This is a genomic window from Sphingobacterium sp. CZ-UAM (genome assembly GCF_002000245.1).
Taxonomy (GTDB): domain Bacteria; phylum Bacteroidota; class Bacteroidia; order Sphingobacteriales; family Sphingobacteriaceae; genus Sphingobacterium.
The window spans coordinates 1-17,404 of the sequence record NZ_MTCM01000009.1 but is presented as its reverse complement, the minus strand read 5'-3'; the positions used below and the strand labels follow the sequence as shown (position 1 = coordinate 17,404).

19 protein-coding genes are annotated in these 17,404 nt (G+C 39.2%); 11 read left to right on the top strand and 8 right to left on the bottom strand.

Annotated elements, in window-relative coordinates:
- Positions 1–264: 264 nt before the first annotated feature.
- The gene (locus BWD42_RS22615) at positions 265–1,398 is read left to right on the top strand and encodes a hypothetical protein (protein ID WP_139351261.1); all 1,134 of its coding nucleotides are present in this window, start codon (positions 265–267) and stop codon (positions 1,396–1,398) included.
- A 9-nt stretch (positions 1,399–1,407) separates the two neighbouring features.
- Here BWD42_RS22615 and BWD42_RS22610 read toward each other — a convergent pair whose 3' ends face one another.
- The 3 genes from BWD42_RS22610 to BWD42_RS22600 form a co-directional block, all read right to left on the bottom strand.
- A complete protein-coding gene (locus BWD42_RS22610; protein WP_077438686.1) occupies positions 1,408–1,926 on the bottom strand; it encodes a DUF305 domain-containing protein in 519 nt (172 codons plus the stop codon).
- A 96-nt stretch (positions 1,927–2,022) separates the two neighbouring features.
- A complete protein-coding gene (locus BWD42_RS22605) occupies positions 2,023–2,310 on the bottom strand; it encodes a hypothetical protein (protein ID WP_217700122.1) in 288 nt (95 codons plus the stop codon).
- A 15-nt stretch (positions 2,311–2,325) separates the two neighbouring features.
- Positions 2,326–2,526 (bottom strand): hypothetical protein, encoded by a 201-nt coding sequence (locus tag BWD42_RS22600; protein ID WP_077438684.1) that lies wholly within the window; start codon positions 2,524–2,526, stop codon positions 2,326–2,328.
- 316 nt (positions 2,527–2,842) lie between these two features.
- On the opposite strand from BWD42_RS22600, the gene BWD42_RS22595 reads away from it, so the two are divergent.
- Complete coding sequence (locus tag BWD42_RS22595) at positions 2,843–3,367, top strand: hypothetical protein (protein ID WP_077438683.1); 525 nt, start codon at positions 2,843–2,845, stop codon at positions 3,365–3,367.
- A gap of 60 nt (positions 3,368–3,427) precedes the next feature.
- On the opposite strand, the gene BWD42_RS22590 is transcribed toward BWD42_RS22595, so the two are convergent.
- Positions 3,428–4,519 (bottom strand): S41 family peptidase, encoded by a 1,092-nt coding sequence (locus tag BWD42_RS22590; RefSeq protein WP_077438682.1) that lies wholly within the window; start codon positions 4,517–4,519, stop codon positions 3,428–3,430.
- 484 nt (positions 4,520–5,003) lie between these two features.
- On the opposite strand from BWD42_RS22590, the gene BWD42_RS22585 reads away from it, so the two are divergent.
- The 5 genes from BWD42_RS22585 (at position 5,004) to BWD42_RS22570 (ending at position 9,770) form a co-directional block, all read left to right on the top strand.
- A complete protein-coding gene (locus BWD42_RS22585; protein ID WP_217700121.1) occupies positions 5,004–6,263 on the top strand; it encodes a hypothetical protein in 1,260 nt (419 codons plus the stop codon).
- Positions 6,264–6,320: 57 nt separating this feature from the next.
- Positions 6,321–6,482, top strand: a complete 162-nt coding sequence (locus BWD42_RS24915; protein WP_217700120.1) for a hypothetical protein — start codon at positions 6,321–6,323, stop codon at positions 6,480–6,482.
- 96 nt (positions 6,483–6,578) lie between these two features.
- Positions 6,579–8,372, top strand: coding sequence for a cytochrome-c peroxidase (locus tag BWD42_RS22580; RefSeq protein ID WP_077438681.1), 1,794 nt, complete (start codon positions 6,579–6,581; stop codon positions 8,370–8,372).
- 163 nt (positions 8,373–8,535) lie between these two features.
- Complete coding sequence (locus tag BWD42_RS22575) at positions 8,536–9,033, top strand: DinB family protein (RefSeq protein ID WP_077438680.1); 498 nt, start codon at positions 8,536–8,538, stop codon at positions 9,031–9,033.
- Positions 9,033–9,770 (top strand): DNA alkylation repair protein, encoded by a 738-nt coding sequence (locus BWD42_RS22570; protein WP_217700119.1) that lies wholly within the window; start codon positions 9,033–9,035, stop codon positions 9,768–9,770. The genes BWD42_RS22575 and BWD42_RS22570 overlap by 1 nt, the downstream gene beginning before the upstream one ends.
- Positions 9,771–10,075: 305 nt before the next feature.
- Here the strand turns inward: BWD42_RS22570 and BWD42_RS22565 are convergent, their stop codons facing one another.
- Positions 10,076–11,569: a succinate CoA transferase gene (locus BWD42_RS22565; protein WP_077438679.1), complete on the bottom strand. Its 1,494-nt coding sequence runs from the start codon at positions 11,567–11,569 to the stop codon at positions 10,076–10,078.
- A gap of 436 nt (positions 11,570–12,005) precedes the next feature.
- On the opposite strand from BWD42_RS22565, the gene BWD42_RS22560 reads away from it, so the two are divergent.
- Together BWD42_RS22560 and BWD42_RS22555 are read left to right on the top strand one after the other, a co-directional pair.
- The gene (locus BWD42_RS22560) at positions 12,006–12,839 is read left to right on the top strand and encodes a helix-turn-helix transcriptional regulator (protein ID WP_077438678.1); all 834 of its coding nucleotides are present in this window, start codon (positions 12,006–12,008) and stop codon (positions 12,837–12,839) included.
- Positions 12,840–12,878: 39 nt separating this feature from the next.
- Positions 12,879–13,730 carry a DUF1080 domain-containing protein gene (locus BWD42_RS22555; RefSeq protein ID WP_077438677.1) on the top strand — a complete coding sequence of 284 codons (852 nt, stop codon included), beginning with the start codon at positions 12,879–12,881 and terminating at the stop codon, positions 13,728–13,730.
- A gap of 140 nt (positions 13,731–13,870) precedes the next feature.
- Here the strand turns inward: BWD42_RS22555 and rpsT are convergent, their stop codons facing one another.
- Positions 13,871–14,125: a 30S ribosomal protein S20 gene (gene rpsT / locus BWD42_RS22550; RefSeq protein ID WP_046671646.1), complete on the bottom strand. Its 255-nt coding sequence runs from the start codon at positions 14,123–14,125 to the stop codon at positions 13,871–13,873.
- A 113-nt stretch (positions 14,126–14,238) separates the two neighbouring features.
- On the opposite strand from rpsT, the gene BWD42_RS22545 reads away from it, so the two are divergent.
- Together BWD42_RS22545 and sucD are read left to right on the top strand one after the other, a co-directional pair.
- Positions 14,239–14,772 (top strand): RNA methyltransferase, encoded by a 534-nt coding sequence (locus tag BWD42_RS22545; protein ID WP_077438676.1) that lies wholly within the window; start codon positions 14,239–14,241, stop codon positions 14,770–14,772.
- A gap of 90 nt (positions 14,773–14,862) precedes the next feature.
- On the top strand, positions 14,863–15,735 hold the full coding sequence (gene sucD / locus BWD42_RS22540; RefSeq protein ID WP_077438675.1) for a succinate--CoA ligase subunit alpha: 873 nt from the start codon (positions 14,863–14,865) through the stop codon (positions 15,733–15,735).
- Positions 15,736–15,824: 89 nt separating this feature from the next.
- On the opposite strand, the gene BWD42_RS22535 is transcribed toward sucD, so the two are convergent.
- Positions 15,825–16,328, bottom strand: coding sequence for a DinB family protein (locus tag BWD42_RS22535; RefSeq protein ID WP_077438674.1), 504 nt, complete (start codon positions 16,326–16,328; stop codon positions 15,825–15,827).
- 9 nt (positions 16,329–16,337) lie between these two features.
- Entirely contained in the window at positions 16,338–17,225 is an 888-nt protein-coding gene (locus tag BWD42_RS22530) for a DUF4886 domain-containing protein (RefSeq protein WP_254846306.1), read from the bottom strand.
- Positions 17,226–17,404 lie beyond the last annotated feature (179 nt).

Genomic DNA, 17,404 nt, shown 5'->3' with positions numbered 1-17,404 from the left:
CGAAATAGCTTAGATTATTTTTCATGGCTTCAAATAATGTAGACACCTGCTTTTTTCTTAGGATAGTCGGATTCCTCCCAGAGTTATTATTTAGCTGAATTTAAAATCTTAAATTAGCGTGTCAAACACAATAACTGAACATGCTTAGTTTTAATAATAACTCCGGGTTCCCAAAAAGAAAATGATAAAGATCGCGTCTGGCTGGATAGTGACCGCTTATATTACCTCGATCGGGGTAACCAAGAAGAGGTCAACTTATCTCGATTGCGCTATGCGTATGTTCAATTATTGGCTGGAGAGCCCTATTTATTTCTATTTGACCATCAGCAACATTATATATTAGCAAGGTCAAAAGGTTTTTCGAAAATCTACCCCAAGCTATCTGGACAATTTGGATTTGACGATGCACTATTCTTCCGTACCATTAATCAAAAACAGGACTGTAAAGCCAAAATCTGGTTCTTGCACCAAGACCGCAATTATAAAATTCTATCTGGTGATTTTGATGATGATCATAGCGGTTTCGAAATCTATTCAGAACCCAAACTATTTATCTCTTGGGATATCACATATGCTGACATCGAAAAACTAGGTATCGGACAGCAATATGCAAGTGAATATGGGACAATCTATTTCAAAATACACTACCCGGTTCGGATCGGCAATCTCTGGCTGAAAGAACTTGAAATTTATTATGACGATGTTCCCCTGCATATACCTATTCAAGAATATTTCACGACCATTTATGATGAATCCAATACAGATCGAAGCTATAAAGATCTGCGTGATCTCTGGTTAAATGGGGAAGATTACGATGCAGAGGATTATGGTTACGAAAGAGAAGACCAATGCTATTTATCATTTGACTTTGGGAGTCAGATTTCTTCCTCCATCTGCTACACCTATGAGGATGAAAACAACTATGACGACGGCGGCACGTCCCTGCATTTTTACAACCAACGGGATTATCCGTATCTTTTGGAAAATGCAGAATACGATCAGCTCATTGAAGTAACCGAACTCGTTAAACTGAAAAACAAATGGGACATTAATGCGGATTACCGTAAAAATGCTGCTGTAAAAAATATTCCGCCAAACGTGCAACAACGACTGGGAAAGTCAAGCGGGATCTGGTTAGACAAGAAAAATAATAAAATTGGATTTGCGGGACGGAAAACGAGCCTAATTTACGACATTGAGCTTATTAATTTCTTTGAAATCGAAAACGTATTACCTGCAAAGGGCCCGGGATATGCTATACTTCGCGTAAACTTAATCGGTGGGAACTATCACTATATTTTTGAGGCCAATACCTACGAACTGGATCCCTATGCAACCACATTGGAAAATTGGTCCCATAAAAAGGTAGTTATACCTGAAGCCTATTATAATTGCTGAGCATGCTAGTTATTCTCCTTCCAAAGCTTTGAGTTTACGTTTCATCAATGCAATTTCACGGCGTTGGGTTTCAAGAATCTGACGTTGCAGCTGAATCAATTCTGGATCGGTGAGACTCGCCTTTTCGGCCATTAATATTGCAGCAGCATGATGCGGAACCATCCCTTTCACAAATTGTTTATCATCTACATTGATTTGTTCCCGAATGCCAAACCAAGCAAAAATTGCCAATGCGAGCACAACCGACGCAATACCTAAATTTAACTCTCGTTTAGGATACATCGTATGCATAACAGCCAGTTCGACGAGCAGCATTATAGCGGTCATCAACAAAGTCATGTGCAGGTTATTAATATTTGGAATCAGATTTTCGAATTTATCTATCATAGCAAACATCGAGAAATACATGGCTGCAAACATCAAAATTGCCATAAGAATAAATCGGATATACACCGCTGTTGCGTGAATATCATTTTGCTTGTTCGGAGCCGCAGTCAGTCTTCCGAACGGATCTTGTGAATTTTTCATAATCAATAAAATTACTCCACCTCATTAAAACAACTTTAATAGATAGATTCCACAAAATTTATCACTAAAGTGCTATTGTCGCACTATTACAGGCTATTACCATATTTTACGATTAGAAGCTGTTAAGCTATCACGTATAAAGTTAGCAACTTCATCCCTGTCATCAGTACTTTTTAGACGCTTTCGTAGCATTTTCAACCAATCTTCAAATGCGTCAGACACCGTTTCACCATTCCCTAAAATTCCAGTTTCTACATCTGGCCCCAAGAGACACCAATAGGATGTCTCTTCCTTAAATACAACGGGGCGTAATTCCCTAATTTCGTAGGGAAGCTCCTCGGAATCAAAATCTATCGGAACTATTTTTTCCGCCGCTATTTTCATTTGTTCCATGTTCTTCTACAATTTTTTAAGTTCCTCTTCTGGCCAGGTAATCAGTTCTTGCAGCAGATAGATCTTTGGTTCATCTTCATCAGAAAATTGTTTCAAAAATTCCGGAAAATCCCCCTCGACTTTTATAAGTTTCCCATCCTGCAGGACATCGTAACCTTCTGCCATCCAATACGCTATATTCTTTCTGTTGATTTGCGTATGTTCCATCTCAAGGTAATTTTTAAGTACCAATGGGTAACAGCAATGTTATCCATTAAATTCACTCTCTTATCTTAGGAACAATGCTATTTGCAATATCGTTTCCATTTTATCATCTTCGGCCCTCTGTTTAAGTTGCGATGTTTGATCAGGGGAAATAGTACTGTCAAATAAAGCCTCCAACAACAAGCGCAAAAAACTTGATAAAAGATACTTACAAATAAAAACAGGATTTACCAGTATAAAAATGATTTTTGGCAAAGTATTTGTTATAACAGCGAAAGTTTTCAGTTCGAAAACTTAACACTAACATTTTTTTAATATCATGAAAAAAGTACTTCTACCTTTTCTGACACTTTTTACATTCTTATTTGTCATCAATAAAGAGGCAAATGCACAAACACCTTATCGTACAGCTCTTGGTCTTGGTATAGACCTTGGTGATGGCCAAACATTATATGGTCCACAGATCAAACACAATTTTGGCGGAAATGATGCCGTCAATGCGCAAGTATTGTTCGGAGATAACGTTACTGTCGTTGGTGTAGATTATTCATACAACGAACGTATACGGGGAACACGTGGCCTATCTTGGTATGTTGGTGTAGGTCCACAGGCATCGTTTATCGACTATGGTAAATGGCACGGCGACTGGGATGATGATGACCACTGGAGAGAAGGAAACACACACACACATTTTGCAATCCGTCCGGCTTTAGGTCTGGAATTTAGAATTCCTTCAGCGCCATTGGCAATGCATTTTGACTGGAAACCTTGGTGGAATTTATCACATGGATCGTATTTCGAAGCTTCCCGTTTCTCATTGGGATTCAAATTTGTTTTGAAATAAAAACAGGATATTCAAGAACAAAAAATCCTGCTGGCGCTATGTCCATGCAGGATTTTTTGTTTATTTTTTATGCTGTTTTTTTAAATAATCAATAGCCTGTTGAATATATATCGGATTTGCCGCTTTTACAGCCTTGCGGCGCTGACCGGAATCACGTATTTCAGTTCCCCCCATCACTTTAGCAAAATCAATAGCGATAGGAATATCCGGATTAATACCTTCTCCAATTCCATAAATCTTTCCGGTACGATCCTTTAATACCGCTGTTGTTAGATTAACCATATAGTTATTCCCAATAGGAAATTGATCATTGGCTGAGGTCTGACCACTTGTCATTTGCCCAATAATAGCCACATTCTTTTGACCTTTGAAATGTGTAATAAAAAATTCACCTGAACTTGAAGTAACTTCACTAACCAATAAAACGATAGGTACATTCTTATTTTTAATATCAACCGGTGGCACTTTATCGTATTCCAGGTCAAATAACTTGGCCCATTTTTGATCCTGATCATTTAGATCACGCATCCGCACCTTCTGTTTATCTTCAGCCCCCGTCCTATCTACAGTCGAATAAGTGCTGTCGACATCTATTAAGTCTGCAAAATGCCAGACCATGGGAAATATACTTCCACCATTATTATCTGTCAGGTCAATAATCCATGCTTTGGGATCCTGCGCATCTAAGGCTTTTAGCTGTACTCCAATTGTATCTACATACTTTCGCTGTTCGTAAAGGACCTCTGGGACCCGAATATAGGCATAATGGTCTTTGGTCATAAAGTGACTAAAAATCTTGGGTGGAAAGCCGGCTTCCTTATCTGTCATGCCGGCCATCTTCTTAAATAGCTCCTTTTCAGCCGCCTGATTTCGATCAGCCTTTTCAAAATAAAGGGCCGAATGACCATCTTTCAACTGACGTATGATCCTCCTAAAATGAGGAGCTAATCCATTGATATCTGATATCGTCTTTGCCTGTTCAATAAAAAGTGGCCGGATAGAATCCCATTTGATCAACGATTTATTATAAGCATGCCGCTCGACAGTATCTAAAAATGCATTGGCAAGCTGGCTCACCGATGAGACCTGGGCATAGGACCGGACAAAAAAAACGGTTAAAACGAGTAAAAAAAGTAGTATTTTCTTTTGCATCTGGTTAATAATTATCCCTCCAATGAGATAGCACTAAATTAGTTTAAAAATATTCCCCGAAGCGTAACAAGATTGAAATATTTCGCACAGATCCAGTTTAATACGCTGGTCCATTTAATTAGCGAGTCTTTATCTTTACCCCAACAAAGAAAGTTCGGGGCATATTAGGGCCATAAATATAATTGCTATCCCGATTTTACCTGTATCAAAATCATATTGGTACGCATTAAAAATATTCTTCATCCCGCTATAGGTACGCTATAATATAGTAAGGTTAAGAAGGCTAATTGTCCCAAGAAAAACGATTTTGATGCCCTTTCTAGTAACCTAGAGCCCTTAAAGCTTAAGAGAACAGCCTTGTTATACCCAATTCTTAACATAAAACATAAAAGAGACAATACAATAAGATCTATTACCTGCTGAAGAATTCCTTATTTAAAAAATAATTAATCTGCAGCTAACATACCAAAACTACATTTGTTGCATGAGAAGAAACCACATTACTATCCTGACGATATTATTGTCAGTTACATTGGCCGGCTGTAAGGACAATAACAAAATAGACGAAGGTGAGCAAAAACCACCTGTTGCAAAGTTGGAAAACTATTCAAAAGAACCAGCCTTTGTCTATGGTATGCCTGGCTTTGAGAATTTGAATATTACAACCTTGATTTCAAGTTCGGATGTACTCACCGGAGCGCCTGACTTTGTTTTTGCAGGCCAGCCTGATGGTGCTGGATTTATGAAGGATCCAAACTCAGACGGTTTTCTGATGATCTGTAATCATGAAATCACACAGTCAGTATCCCGTCTGTATCTGGATAAGAATTTCAAACCGATAAAAGGCGAATACATTATGGATGGTACCGGTGGTAGCACAAGACTTTGTTCGGCCACCCTTGCTACCCCTGAGGAACATGGTTTTTCCGCTTTCCTGACAGCAGGGGAATCTGGCGAAGAAAGTATGGTCCATCAATTGGATCCTTTATCTTCGGTGGCCTTGCGCTCGGATAAAAATCGCGTAAAACCGGCCTTAGGAAAAGCTTCCATGGAAAATGCGGTTCCTCTTCCGAAAGATATCTCCAATGGCAAAACATACATTATTATCGGTGAGGACCAATCCTATAGTTCAGGCCACCAATCTGCTGGGCAATTGATACTTTATGTATCCGACAAACAGGGTGATCTCGATAACGGAAAGTTATACGCCTTAAAACGCAGCAACAATGATATCACCGAGATGAACATGAAAAAAGGGGAATCTTATGCTGTGGAATTTGTTGAAATCCCAAATGCAAAAGATCTGACGGGTAAAGAAATCAATAAACAGAACCTGGACAATAAAGCAATCCGATTCTCCAGAGTGGAAGATGTGGATTACCGAAAAGGGGCCGGTAAGGGGCGTGAACTCTATTTCACAGCCACCGGACAGTCTAGCGACGGCGTAAAACCAACAGAAGGGTTTACCATGTGGGGACGTGTGTACAAACTTAATCTGGATGCAAAAAATATGCTTAAAGGCCAGCTTGAAGTTATTGCTGAAGGAGATTCTGATCCAGGACAAAACCTGATCAATCCAGATAACCTCTGCGTGACGGAAAACTTTGTTTACATCCAGGAAGATGGAGATTCTTATTACTCCGATGCGAAACATGACTCTTACATCTGGCAATACAACATGGCCAACAAAACATATAAGCCTTGGTTAAACATGAAACATGAACGCAATAATACGGATTGGTAGAACAAATATAATCAAAGTGGTAAACTAGGTAAATTTGGTTCGTGGGAATTTGGTGCTATGACCGATGTATCGAACTTGGTTGGTATCCCAAATACATTTGCGGTGAATATCCACTCACATACATGGCAGGATGATAAATTTGAAAACGCAGATGGTTCTAAAGTAATCAGCAATAAGGAAGGCGGACAGGTTGTCCTCATTCGTAATGTTCAGCGCTAACACGAAATAAAAGTACGAATATGCAATAAGGGTATCCCTTTCACACGAAAGGATACCCTTATTATTATTTTATCGGAGTAAAAAAGATAAAAATAAATGAAATATTGGATGGTTGTAGGCCTGCTTGCTGTTGTCATGCTGGCTATCATGTGCAAGGGAAATCAGGATTCAGATCCACAAGATCTAAAAGAGGTCAGACAAACGGTATTAGCGATCAATAAGCAATTTGACAAACGGATTAATGATCAGATCTTGCGTGTAGAGCAGGATCTGGATGAGAAAGTATTGCAATCGGGTTTTGACAGTCTGCGCTCGACCTACAAATCCATGGAATGGGCAGTTGCCTATTTTATGCCAACGACCGCCCGCTTTTTAAATGGGCCAAATTTAGACGAAATCGAACTGGAAGAAAATACCGTTATCGAAGCTGAGGGCCTACAGACCCTGGAAGAGTATTTCTATCCAAACTACAATAGTGCAGAAAAACAGCAGACACTTATTTTCTTAAAGAAGCTGAAAAGCAAATCCCTGGCTATTGACACCTATTTTGAAGTCAACTCCCTCTCGCTTCCGCAGTTAATAGAGGCCTTACGTAATCAGGTATTCCGTATCACCACACTGGGGATCACAGGTTTTGACACACCGGTATCGGGCAGAGGTTTGGTAGAGTCGATAGACGCCTTAAATGGCATTGCCGCTGTTCTTGACCAAATCCAAGGTCAGGTCAATCATCCGAAAGAAATTGATACCGTGCAGAACTTAATCAAAATAGCCAACGAAAAATTAGGCGAAGGTACTCCCAAAGATCAATTTGATTACCTCAATTTTATGGATCAGCATCTCAATAAAATAGCTGATGCACTGTTTAAATTTCGGAAACTGGAGAATATCCCATACTTAAACGTTAGTCATCCGATTTCGCCCGAAGCTTCCAATCTATTCAGTAAAAATGCCTTTAACCCTGATTTTTTTGTCCCATCCGACCGACATATGATGAACACAGGGAAAGTAACTTTGGGGGCAAAACTATTCAGAGACAATATTCTTTCTGGTAATGGGAGCCGCTCTTGTGTTTCCTGTCACCATCCGGAGAAAGCTTTTACCGATGGGCTCAAGGTACCAACGACTATGTCTGGAGCCAAAATGGATCGGAATACCCCCGCCCTCTCCTACAGCAACTATCAGCATGGGCAGTTCTGGGATATGCGCAGCGAAGATCTTGAAGGACAAAGTATGGATGTCATTACCAATAAGGATGAAATGCATGGCAATATGGATCAAATTGCCAGACGTCTGAATCAGCACAAAACTTATATCGGAGAATTTCAAAAGATCTTTAAAAGTGATACTATTGCTGTCTGGCAATTACAAAATGTACTGGCCAGTTATGTCCGTTCACTCGCGAAATTTAGTTCGCGCTTTGATCGTTATATGCGTGGTGAATCACAGTTATTGACTTCCCAGGAAAAAGAGGGTTTCAACCTGTTTGTTGGAAAGGCTAAATGTGCGACCTGCCATTTTGTACCATTATTTAATGGAACTGTACCACCAGAATACGCAAAGACCGAATCTGAAGTACTCGGAATCGCCACAGACTACCGAAACCATATGCTGGATCCTGATCGTGGAAGAGGCCGCTATCATGCTACCGTATCGCAGCTGCAATATGCATTCAAGACACCTACCATACGTAATATTACCAAAACCGCCCCTTACATGCATAATGGAGGATATACGACCTTGGAGCAGGTTATGGACTTTTACAACAAAGGCGGTGGTCAACAGTTCGGGTTTAAACTCGACAACCAGACTCTTCCCACTGATAGTCTGGGGTTGACCGAAAAAGAAACAGCAAAGATCATCGCTTTTTTGAAAGCACTGGATGACTAAAATACAAAAGAATTGAACCCAATTAACCGGATAGGCCAGCATCCCGATCAGGATTTCTATCGATCGGAACTGGCGTATTATGGTAAATAAAAAAATCTAACCGGAAAAATTTATATTTACGTAAAAAGTTTAAAAAGATTTACAAAACTATAAACCAAAAATTATGAGCTTAAAAACATTAATCATCAAAAGCGTACAATACAACAACTGGGTAGTCAACAAGTATCTGGATTGGTTAGGTACCAAGTCAGATGAGCAACTCAATCAAGAAGTCCCATCGAGCTTTCCGACGATCTTAAAAACATTGCACCATATCTGGCAGACACAGGAGTATTGGTGGAGCCATATTTCGGAACGTAATGATTTTGATTTTGAAAAAGTATTCAGTAAAAAAGAAGATATCTTTGACGCCATTAGGGAGAGTTCGCAAACTATACTTGAATATGTAGAAGGCTTGTCTGAAGAGGATTTGGAAAAAAATGTCAAAGTAGAATCGCCGTGGTTTCAGTGTGATTTTTCGAAATATGAGTATATTCAGCATTTGATTATCCATGGTACCTATCATCGCGGACAGATCGTCACGATGGGCCGCAATATCGGTATAACGGATGCGCCAATGACGGATTACAATTTCTGGAATATCTATAAAGACCAAGAATAATGGATCAAATAGTGCCAATGGAAAAGATCACCAGTAAGGTCCGTGTCAGAGAGATTCTGGAGCAGGCAAAATTCTGTTGGAAACATCAAGGGCAAAATGCACTCCTTATGGCAATACATGAAGGGTTATTGAAAAAGAAAGTTAGCTTTCCCCTTTTGGAATTCGCAGCAATGGAAATGGCATTATGGATACCTGAAAATGAACAGTTGGCCTTTACGGATACACTGGTCGCGACGAACGAAATGGGAAGTTATGTTATTGCAGGCATAATCTTGCAACTACGTCTGCCTTTACATCTTGAACAGTCGATCCAAAGAGCTTGTACGTATATTGTCATCGGAGATCAATGGTATATATGCGATATCGTAGGTGAACGTGCCCTTGGACATGCGCTCTTGACATTCCCTGAAAAAACAGTACCTTTATTAGAACAATTGACCAATTATTCAGACAAATGGATTGTCCGTACGATCGGGGTAGCGACACATTACGCGGTAAAGAAAGGTCTTTCACCAAAATTTACGGAAACAATGTTCGGGCTTTTACTTTCGCTATCTGATGCGACGGATTTCCATGTCAAAAAAGGAATCGGTTGGGGTGCCAAAACCATCGCTAAATTCCATCCTACAATCATAGAACGCTACCGAAAACAGATTGAGTCGCCAGAGACCAAGCAATGGTTTCGGACGAAAATTATCATCGGTCTCAATCGGAACAAAGTAGCACAATCATTATAGATAACAGCAAGAAAGTCTCACGAATAGGTAAACGTATGTAAATATTTCAAAAGCGCCAATACAATTGGATTAGCGAAAAGGTCTTGAAAAGTAACAACTGCCCCTATTGGGAATTGAAGATTTAAAACAAAACAGTGAGCAGAATAATTGTTTTAATATTAACACTGTCAGAAAAATAAAGGCGAGTCCCAAATGATAAAATATCTGAAACGAACCCCTGGGAGGATAGATCCAAATTAAAAGAGAATAGAGCTAACTGAATCCTCAGTAGCCCTATTCTTTTTTAATTGCTGCAATATATGCGATTAATCTTTCTTCATCGTTCCCTTTTCTCTTAAGTTGATATGCCAACTGAACGCTTCCTCCAATAAATGTGGCGTATGTCCTCCCCGCTCACAGGCACGATTATAATAATCCAATAGTTGTGCTTTGAAATCCGGATGTACACAATTTTCAATGATAACCTTAGCTCTTTCGCGAGGTGCCAAGCCTCGCAAATCAGCCAAACCATAATCTGTCACCAAAATATCGACATCATGCTCGGTATGATCCACATGAGATACCATAGGAACAATATGGGAAATCGTATCGCCCTTAGAAGCTGCTTGTGTGACAAAGATGCTTAAGTAGGCATTCCGTGCAAAATCTCCAGAGCCTCCTATTCCATTCATAATGTTGGTGCCTGAAGTATGCGTGGAGTTTACATTGCCATAAATATCAAATTCTATCGCTGTATTAATCGCAATAATCCCCAAACGTTTGATCAATCCAGGTGTGTTGGATATGTTTTGGGGGCGCAACACGATCTTGTCGCGGTACTTGTCCAAATGGTCAAATACACGTGAATAACATTCTGCGGATACAGTAATGGAAGAAGCCGACGCAAAATCCAGTTTACCTGCATCAATTAAGTCAAATGTACTATCCTGTAATACCTCCGAAAACATGGTTAAATTATGGAATTTACTATGGATAAAACCTGTCAGTACCGCATTAGCAACTTTCCCAATGCCAGCCTGGAGAGGCATCAAACTCTCGGATAGATGTCCGAGTTCCACTTCAGTTTCAAAAAAAGCCAATATATGCTTTGCTATTGCTGTTGTTTTGACGTCTGGTTCGGCGATATCGGCCGGGCTATCCAACTCATTGGTAAATACAATACCCACAATTTTACTAGGATCCAATGGGATTGTCTTTCGACCAATTTTATTTTCAGGGGCTACAATAGGGATCACATTACGGCGCGGATAGTCCTCTGCCTGATAGATATCATGTATCCCTTTAATCGTGGTCGGTATAGCGGTATTGACTTCCAAAATCACCTGTTTTGCCAATGCGGCAAAGGTAGCTGAATTTCCAACCGAAGTCGTTGGAACTATACTACCGTCGGATTCGATCGCAGCAACCTCTAAAACAGCGATATCAACTTGTGGAAGATTTTTATTGTGCAGCAGTTCAGCCGTCTCGCTTAAATGCTGATCAATAAAAAGTACGTCTCCAGCATTGATCTTATTGCGGAGGGTACGATCTACTTGAAAAGGCATCCGTTTGGATAAGGCTCCAGCCTCAGCCAACTTACCGTCTGTACCATGCCCTAAAGAAGCTCCTGTAATCAATGTTATTTTTAAAGGATCCTCTTTGGCTCTTTCAGCAAGAGCTGGTAATACAACTTTGCTATCGCCAGCTTTAGTGAAACCGCTTGACCCAACAACCATACCGTCCTTAAATAATTTTGCTGCTTCAGTCGCTGTAATAACCTTATCGTGTAAGCTCTGAATTTTTATCCTTTCGTAAGCCATAATCCCTATAATTTTATTTTTTTTAAGCTATTCATGTAAACTTAAGAAATTGAAACCTATTTTCACTTGCTATTTCGAAAGATATTTGGCTCCCGTAAACATCTCCAAAACAAACAATTTTAACGCTTTTTTCTAGCGTGAATTTATTACCATTTGACACAAAATTATTCAATAGAGACTAACCAGTATTAACAAACTGTATTTCAACAATATACCCAAAAAAAATATTTCATGCTATTTCATGAAAACAGAATCAAATTTCATATAAACCTAATTTTCAGTCACTTATAAATAATAAATTAAAATTCAAGTAAGTAAATACTAACTCGCTTGCTATTTAATTGCAATTTTATTGTAAGCATACACTCACTTTAATCGCCATACGGTCAGGTCTAGCAAAAAAGTCTTACCTTTGCGGCGTAGTTTTATAGGAAAAATGAACATACAAGATACAAAGAGCGATGCGAAATATGTCAACCGCTATTACATGACAGAGGTTGATTCATTTGAAGATAGCATCTATTGCCATCACGCTATCATAGCAGAAAATCATATCACTGAGCATTGTCATGAAAAGGATCAATTTTTATATACAGAAGGTGGTGTTGTTTTTATAAAAACAGATGAAAAATCATATTTTCTCCCTGCCCGGCATTATCTATGGATTCCTGCTGGAATCAAGCACAGTATTCATCCAAGCACCCCTGAGGTAGTGATGCGTAATCTTTATTTTCCAAAAACGAATAATGATACAGCATTCTACAGCAAAATGGGGATCTACCCTGTAAACGATCTATTAATTGAATTGATCATGTTTACCAACCGTTGGAATGGCAATATATTCCCAGTAGAAGAACCGAAATATAGTTTGGCAACTGCATTTAAACTGATTCTACCTGAGTTATCGTTGCACGAACTTCCTTTGGCTTTGCCTTATCCAAGCCATCAGAAATTAAAAGACATTGTTACTTACCTAGAAGAAAATATCGAAGAAAATGTAAGTTTCAAAAAACTTGCAAGCCTCTTTAATATCAGCGAACGCACATTGGCAAGACTCTTTCAGAAGGAATTGAATATGTCATTTATCCAATACTATACCATCCTGAGAATGTTGACTGCGCTCAAGTTACTATTGGATGAAAAACTAAGTGTCAATGAAGTGGCTCTGAAAGTTGGGTATAATAGCTTACCAACATTTAGCAATACATTCAATAAAGTGGTAGGTATTCGTCCCAGCGAGTATGTCAAGCAAAAAGAATTGCTTATTTAAAAATGTTTCCCTAATTTAGGTCAATAAACCTAATTCAGGATGAAATTCAAACATATTATCTATGGTGCTGGAATTTTATTACTCAGCACTTCCGTATTTGGCAATTCTCAAGACAAAAAACCTAAACCCATTCAATTGTTCAATGGGAAAGATTTAAAAAATTGGACTCCTAAAATTCGAAATCACAAGGTTGGTGATAACTACAAAAACACATTTCGTGTCGAAGATGGTCTATTAAAAGTCAGATATGATGGTTACGACAACTTCAATTTTCAATATGGCCATCTATTCTATGATAAAGAATTTTCTGCTTATTTATTACGTGTCACCTATCGTTTTGTAGGCGAACAGGCACCGGGAGGTGAGGGCTGGGCCTGGCGTAACAGCGGGGCTATGCTACATGGACAAGATCCTAAAACTATGGGTGTGGATCAAGATTTCCCCATATCTATCGAAGGCCAGCTCTTAGGAGGTAATGGCAAAGACGAACGCACAACGAGTAATCTGTGTACCCCTGGAACAAACGTCGTTATCGACAACAAACTATTTACACCACACTGCATCAGCTCAACGTCAAAGACATATGCTGGAGACCAATGGGTAACAGCTGATTTTCTGGTATTGGGTGATTCACTTGTACAACATATTATGGAAGACAAAGTGGTATTGCAATATACGAAACCTCAAATCGGGGGAGGCAATGTGACCGATTTTGATCCTGCAGTAAAAAAAGACGGACAGTTATTGAAAAAAGGAACTATTTCTCTACAAAGTGAAAGCCATCCGATCGATTTCAAAAAAGTGGAGCTATATGATCTGGAACCTTATATGAAGGATCCCAATAAATTGAAAAAGGTCATTGCGGAATTGTTACCCAATTTAAAGCAATAATCTATCAACGATAAATAAAAAAAAGCATCAGTACCGATGCTTTTTTTTATTACTATTCGCTTGGAAAGAGAAATCCAAAGTATATAACATAAAGAAAAGGGATACAGCGAGCTGTACCCCTCAATATCTATACAGAAAGCTTACGCTAAACCGTTAACGAATTTAGTTAACTTAGATTTGTTGTTAGAAGCTTTTTTCTTGTGGATCACATTTTTCTTTGCCAAACGATCAAGCATAGAAATTACGCGTGGTAACAATGTTTTTGCTTCTTCTGCAGAAGTTGTGTGACGTAATTTTTTAATCGCGTTACGAGTAGTTTTTGCTTGGTAACGGTTTCTTAAACGTTTAGTAGCGTTTGCTCTAATTCTTTTGATCGCTGATTTATGATTTGCCATTTTTTTTAGCTAATTTTTATTCAATTTTTTCTTGTAATTCGGACTGCAAAAATAACACCTTATTTTCAATATTCAAAATCTATTTTATTTTTTAGGTTTAGTATATTTGCAACATGCAAAAATTATCGATGGATGAACTTCAACGTACAGACGTTGAATCGTTTAAAAAGCAAGAAAAAACACCTATCGCAATCGTTTTGGACAATGTTCGCAGTATGCACAACGTAGGTTCAGCCTTTCGTACAGCCGACGGATTTGCCATTGAAAAAATATATTTATGTGGTATTACCGGAACGCCGCCGCACCGGGAAATCGAAAAAACGGCTTTAGGTGCAACGCAATCTGTGTCTTGGGAATACCATACAGAAACGACCGATGTCGTAACGCAGCTAAAATTGGAAGGCTATACAATCATTGCCATCGAACAAGCCGATGATAGTGTCATGTTACATCAATTTGAGCCAAAGTCCGATAAAAAGTATGCGTTAATTTTTGGAAATGAGGTTAATGGTGTAGATGAAGCGGTGATGGAAAAGATCGACAGTTGTATCGAAATCCCTCAATATGGCACCAAGCATTCGCTTAATGTATCTGTCGCAATTGGCATTATCCTTTGGGATTTTATCCAAAAACGCAATCTGAACTAAAAATTTATCAATAAAGGTCATATTCGTATCCACATTACTTCCATTTTAGAAAGCAAAATAGTAGATTTGTGTGCAAAATTTAAAGAAGAAATGAGTGTATTAGTTAATAAAGATTCAAAAGTAATCGTTCAAGGTTTCACTGGAAACGAAGGTACTTACCATGCGACTCAAATGATTGAGTACGGAACAAATGTAGTTGGTGGTGTGACTCCTGGTAAAGGTGGTCAACAACACTTAGACCGTCCTGTATTCAACACTGTTCAAGATGCAGTAGACGCTACAGGAGCTAATGTTTCTATTATCTTTGTACCTCCAGCATTTGCTGCAGATGCAATCATGGAAGCTGCCGCTGCGGGTATCGAAGTGATTGTATGTATTACTGAGGGTATCCCTACAAAAGACATGATCCAGGTAAAATCTTACTTGAGCGACAAAAAATCTCGTTTGATCGGTCCTAACTGCCCCGGTATTATCACTGCAGGTGAAGCTAAAATCGGTATTATGCCAGGATTTATCTTCAAAAAAGGTAACGTAGGTGTTGTTTCTAAATCGGGAACTTTAACTTATGAAGCAGTAGATCAGACTGTAAAAGCTGGATTAGGAATCACGACAGCTATCGGAATCGGTGGTGACCCTATCATCGGTACAACAACTAAAGAAGCTGTTGAATTATTAATGAATGACCCAGAAACTGAAGCTATCATCATGATCGGCGAGATCGGTGGTGGAATGGAAGCTGAAGCTGCACGTTGGATCAAGGAACACGGTACTAAACCTGTTGTAGGTTTTATCGCTGGTCAAACAGCGCCTCCAGGACGTCGTATGGGCCATGCTGGTGCAATCGTTGGTGGTGCTGATGATACTGCTGCCGCAAAAATGAAAATCATGCGTGAGTGTGGTATCCGTGTAGTTGAATCTCCAGCTGAGATCGGAAAAGCAATCGCTGAAGAATTGGCTAAATAATTAGGCAATCAAGCATATAAAAATAAAGGGGATCAAATTGATCCCCTTTATTTTTATATCTATTTTTCTATACTATATTCAAAATGGTATTATATACTGGGCATTGGTTCATCTGCCGAAGGTCCGTATAATCCGGGCACCGGAATGCCGAGTAACCGTAAATATACAGTCAGCTGTCCACGGTGATGGACAATATGGTTATTAACAATAAAACGTATGGCGCCAGCGCGTGGTAAACGTGCTATTTCATAATCTCCAGATTTTAACACCCAGTCCTTATACCAGTCATCTTCTGCTATATTTTCTATGGCGGCTTTGTTTGTCTTTAACCCTTCAGAAAGAATCAATTTCAGTTCTTCTACCGAAGATACTTTCAGTGGATGATAATCTACCTTAAAATCAAATGCATCCTTTGGTATCGCTTTAGACACCCAACCATGTAACTCCACAACATGGGCTGCGAGCTCCCCTAAAGTCATTGATTTTTCGTGCGGTCGCCAATCCAGTTTTTCATTTGGTATCCGATCCAAAACACGTCTGGTATTTTTTGTTTCGTGATCCAATTCGATTAAATAGCTTTTTTTAATACTCATATAAATATATTATTTCATTAATTGAAAATCCTTCAATACAGTAACTCCATAAGGAGATCTCACGGCTTGATGTGCGGCCTCCCGTGCTATCTGTCCTTCAATATAGCTTACTTTAAGTGGCAAAAAAGCATTATTGACAACGTTTTCTTTAAATAGCGCTTCGTACCAGGTACAGGCCGCAACAAAACGGCCATAATCAAGGTTAAGATGATAGCCATCTCGTGTGAATTGATCGCCTAAATAGCTGGACCGCGCATTCTGGATAGCAGTACCCGAAGGTACCAATACATGAAAATTCCCCCAGTTAAAGACTTCCTGAGAAGTATTTACAATGGCCGTATACATCGCATTCTGATCACGGTTATAGCGAACAAAACCTTCATGTGTCGAACCATTTTGATAAGCCCAGGTTTGATGCAATATATAGTGCGTCTCCGGATACTTCACATGTTTTGTGACATAATCATACAAAAGTGGCAGATCTTTCGCATAGGAGTCATAATCTCCTGAAAGCGGGCTCGCCTGCTGGAAACTGATGTAATCCCAAGCTTCGTCAACCAAAGCCTCTGATAGCCGTTCGTTTGCCTTCTCGGACATATGCCCTTCCAAATTGATCTTCCGATAGCGATAAGCCGGCTTATCTTCCTTCGCATTACTTACATGCAAGCTCAATGGAGCACCACCGATATAGAGATTACCAATTACGATTTTTTTCTTTCCAGCTTTGGCCAATTCATACAGATTCTGCTCAATCGCGTCCTCCGAAAAACTGTTCCCGATGGCCAATATACGCAGAACACCATCATCCAATGACTGTCCCTGCACTTTTAGGCTATTGCTGATAAGGAAAAATACGAGTAAAATACCGAGTAAGGATATCTGTTTAGTTTTCATCATGTATACATTGCTGTAATAACTAAATTAGATAATATCTCTTAGAATTACTAATTGTATAATGGGAAAAACAGCAGCAGCAAAAGTATGCAAACGAAAGAAGCCCTTGACTGTTTCCAGCAAGGGCTTCCGTGTAAAAAAAGGCACCGACCTACTCTCCCACCTGTTACGGCAATACCATC

Coding starts and splice junctions, on each gene's coding strand:
- BWD42_RS22610 (WP_077438686.1), bottom strand. CDS start 1,926: ATGAAAAATTCACAAGATCCGTTCGGAAGACTGACTGCGGCTCCGAAC.
- BWD42_RS22605 (WP_217700122.1), bottom strand. CDS start 2,310: ATGAAAATAGCGGCGGAAAAAATAGTTCCGATAGATTTTGATTCCGAG.
- BWD42_RS22600 (WP_077438684.1), bottom strand. CDS start 2,526: ATGGAACATACGCAAATCAACAGAAAGAATATAGCGTATTGGATGGCA.
- BWD42_RS22595 (WP_077438683.1), top strand. CDS start 2,843: ATGAAAAAAGTACTTCTACCTTTTCTGACACTTTTTACATTCTTATTT.
- BWD42_RS22590 (WP_077438682.1), bottom strand. CDS start 4,519: ATGCAAAAGAAAATACTACTTTTTTTACTCGTTTTAACCGTTTTTTTT.
- BWD42_RS22585 (WP_217700121.1), top strand. CDS start 5,004: ATGAGAAGAAACCACATTACTATCCTGACGATATTATTGTCAGTTACA.
- BWD42_RS24915 (WP_217700120.1), top strand. CDS start 6,321: ATGACCGATGTATCGAACTTGGTTGGTATCCCAAATACATTTGCGGTG.
- BWD42_RS22580 (WP_077438681.1), top strand. CDS start 6,579: ATGAAATATTGGATGGTTGTAGGCCTGCTTGCTGTTGTCATGCTGGCT.
- BWD42_RS22575 (WP_077438680.1), top strand. CDS start 8,536: ATGAGCTTAAAAACATTAATCATCAAAAGCGTACAATACAACAACTGG.
- BWD42_RS22570 (WP_217700119.1), top strand. CDS start 9,033: ATGGATCAAATAGTGCCAATGGAAAAGATCACCAGTAAGGTCCGTGTC.
- BWD42_RS22565 (WP_077438679.1), bottom strand. CDS start 11,569: ATGGCTTACGAAAGGATAAAAATTCAGAGCTTACACGATAAGGTTATT.
- BWD42_RS22560 (WP_077438678.1), top strand. CDS start 12,006: ATGAACATACAAGATACAAAGAGCGATGCGAAATATGTCAACCGCTAT.
- BWD42_RS22555 (WP_077438677.1), top strand. CDS start 12,879: ATGAAATTCAAACATATTATCTATGGTGCTGGAATTTTATTACTCAGC.
- rpsT (WP_046671646.1), bottom strand. CDS start 14,125: ATGGCAAATCATAAATCAGCGATCAAAAGAATTAGAGCAAACGCTACT.
- BWD42_RS22545 (WP_077438676.1), top strand. CDS start 14,239: ATGCAAAAATTATCGATGGATGAACTTCAACGTACAGACGTTGAATCG.
- sucD (WP_077438675.1), top strand. CDS start 14,863: ATGAGTGTATTAGTTAATAAAGATTCAAAAGTAATCGTTCAAGGTTTC.
- BWD42_RS22535 (WP_077438674.1), bottom strand. CDS start 16,328: ATGAGTATTAAAAAAAGCTATTTAATCGAATTGGATCACGAAACAAAA.
- BWD42_RS22530 (WP_254846306.1), bottom strand. CDS start 17,225: ATGATGAAAACTAAACAGATATCCTTACTCGGTATTTTACTCGTATTT.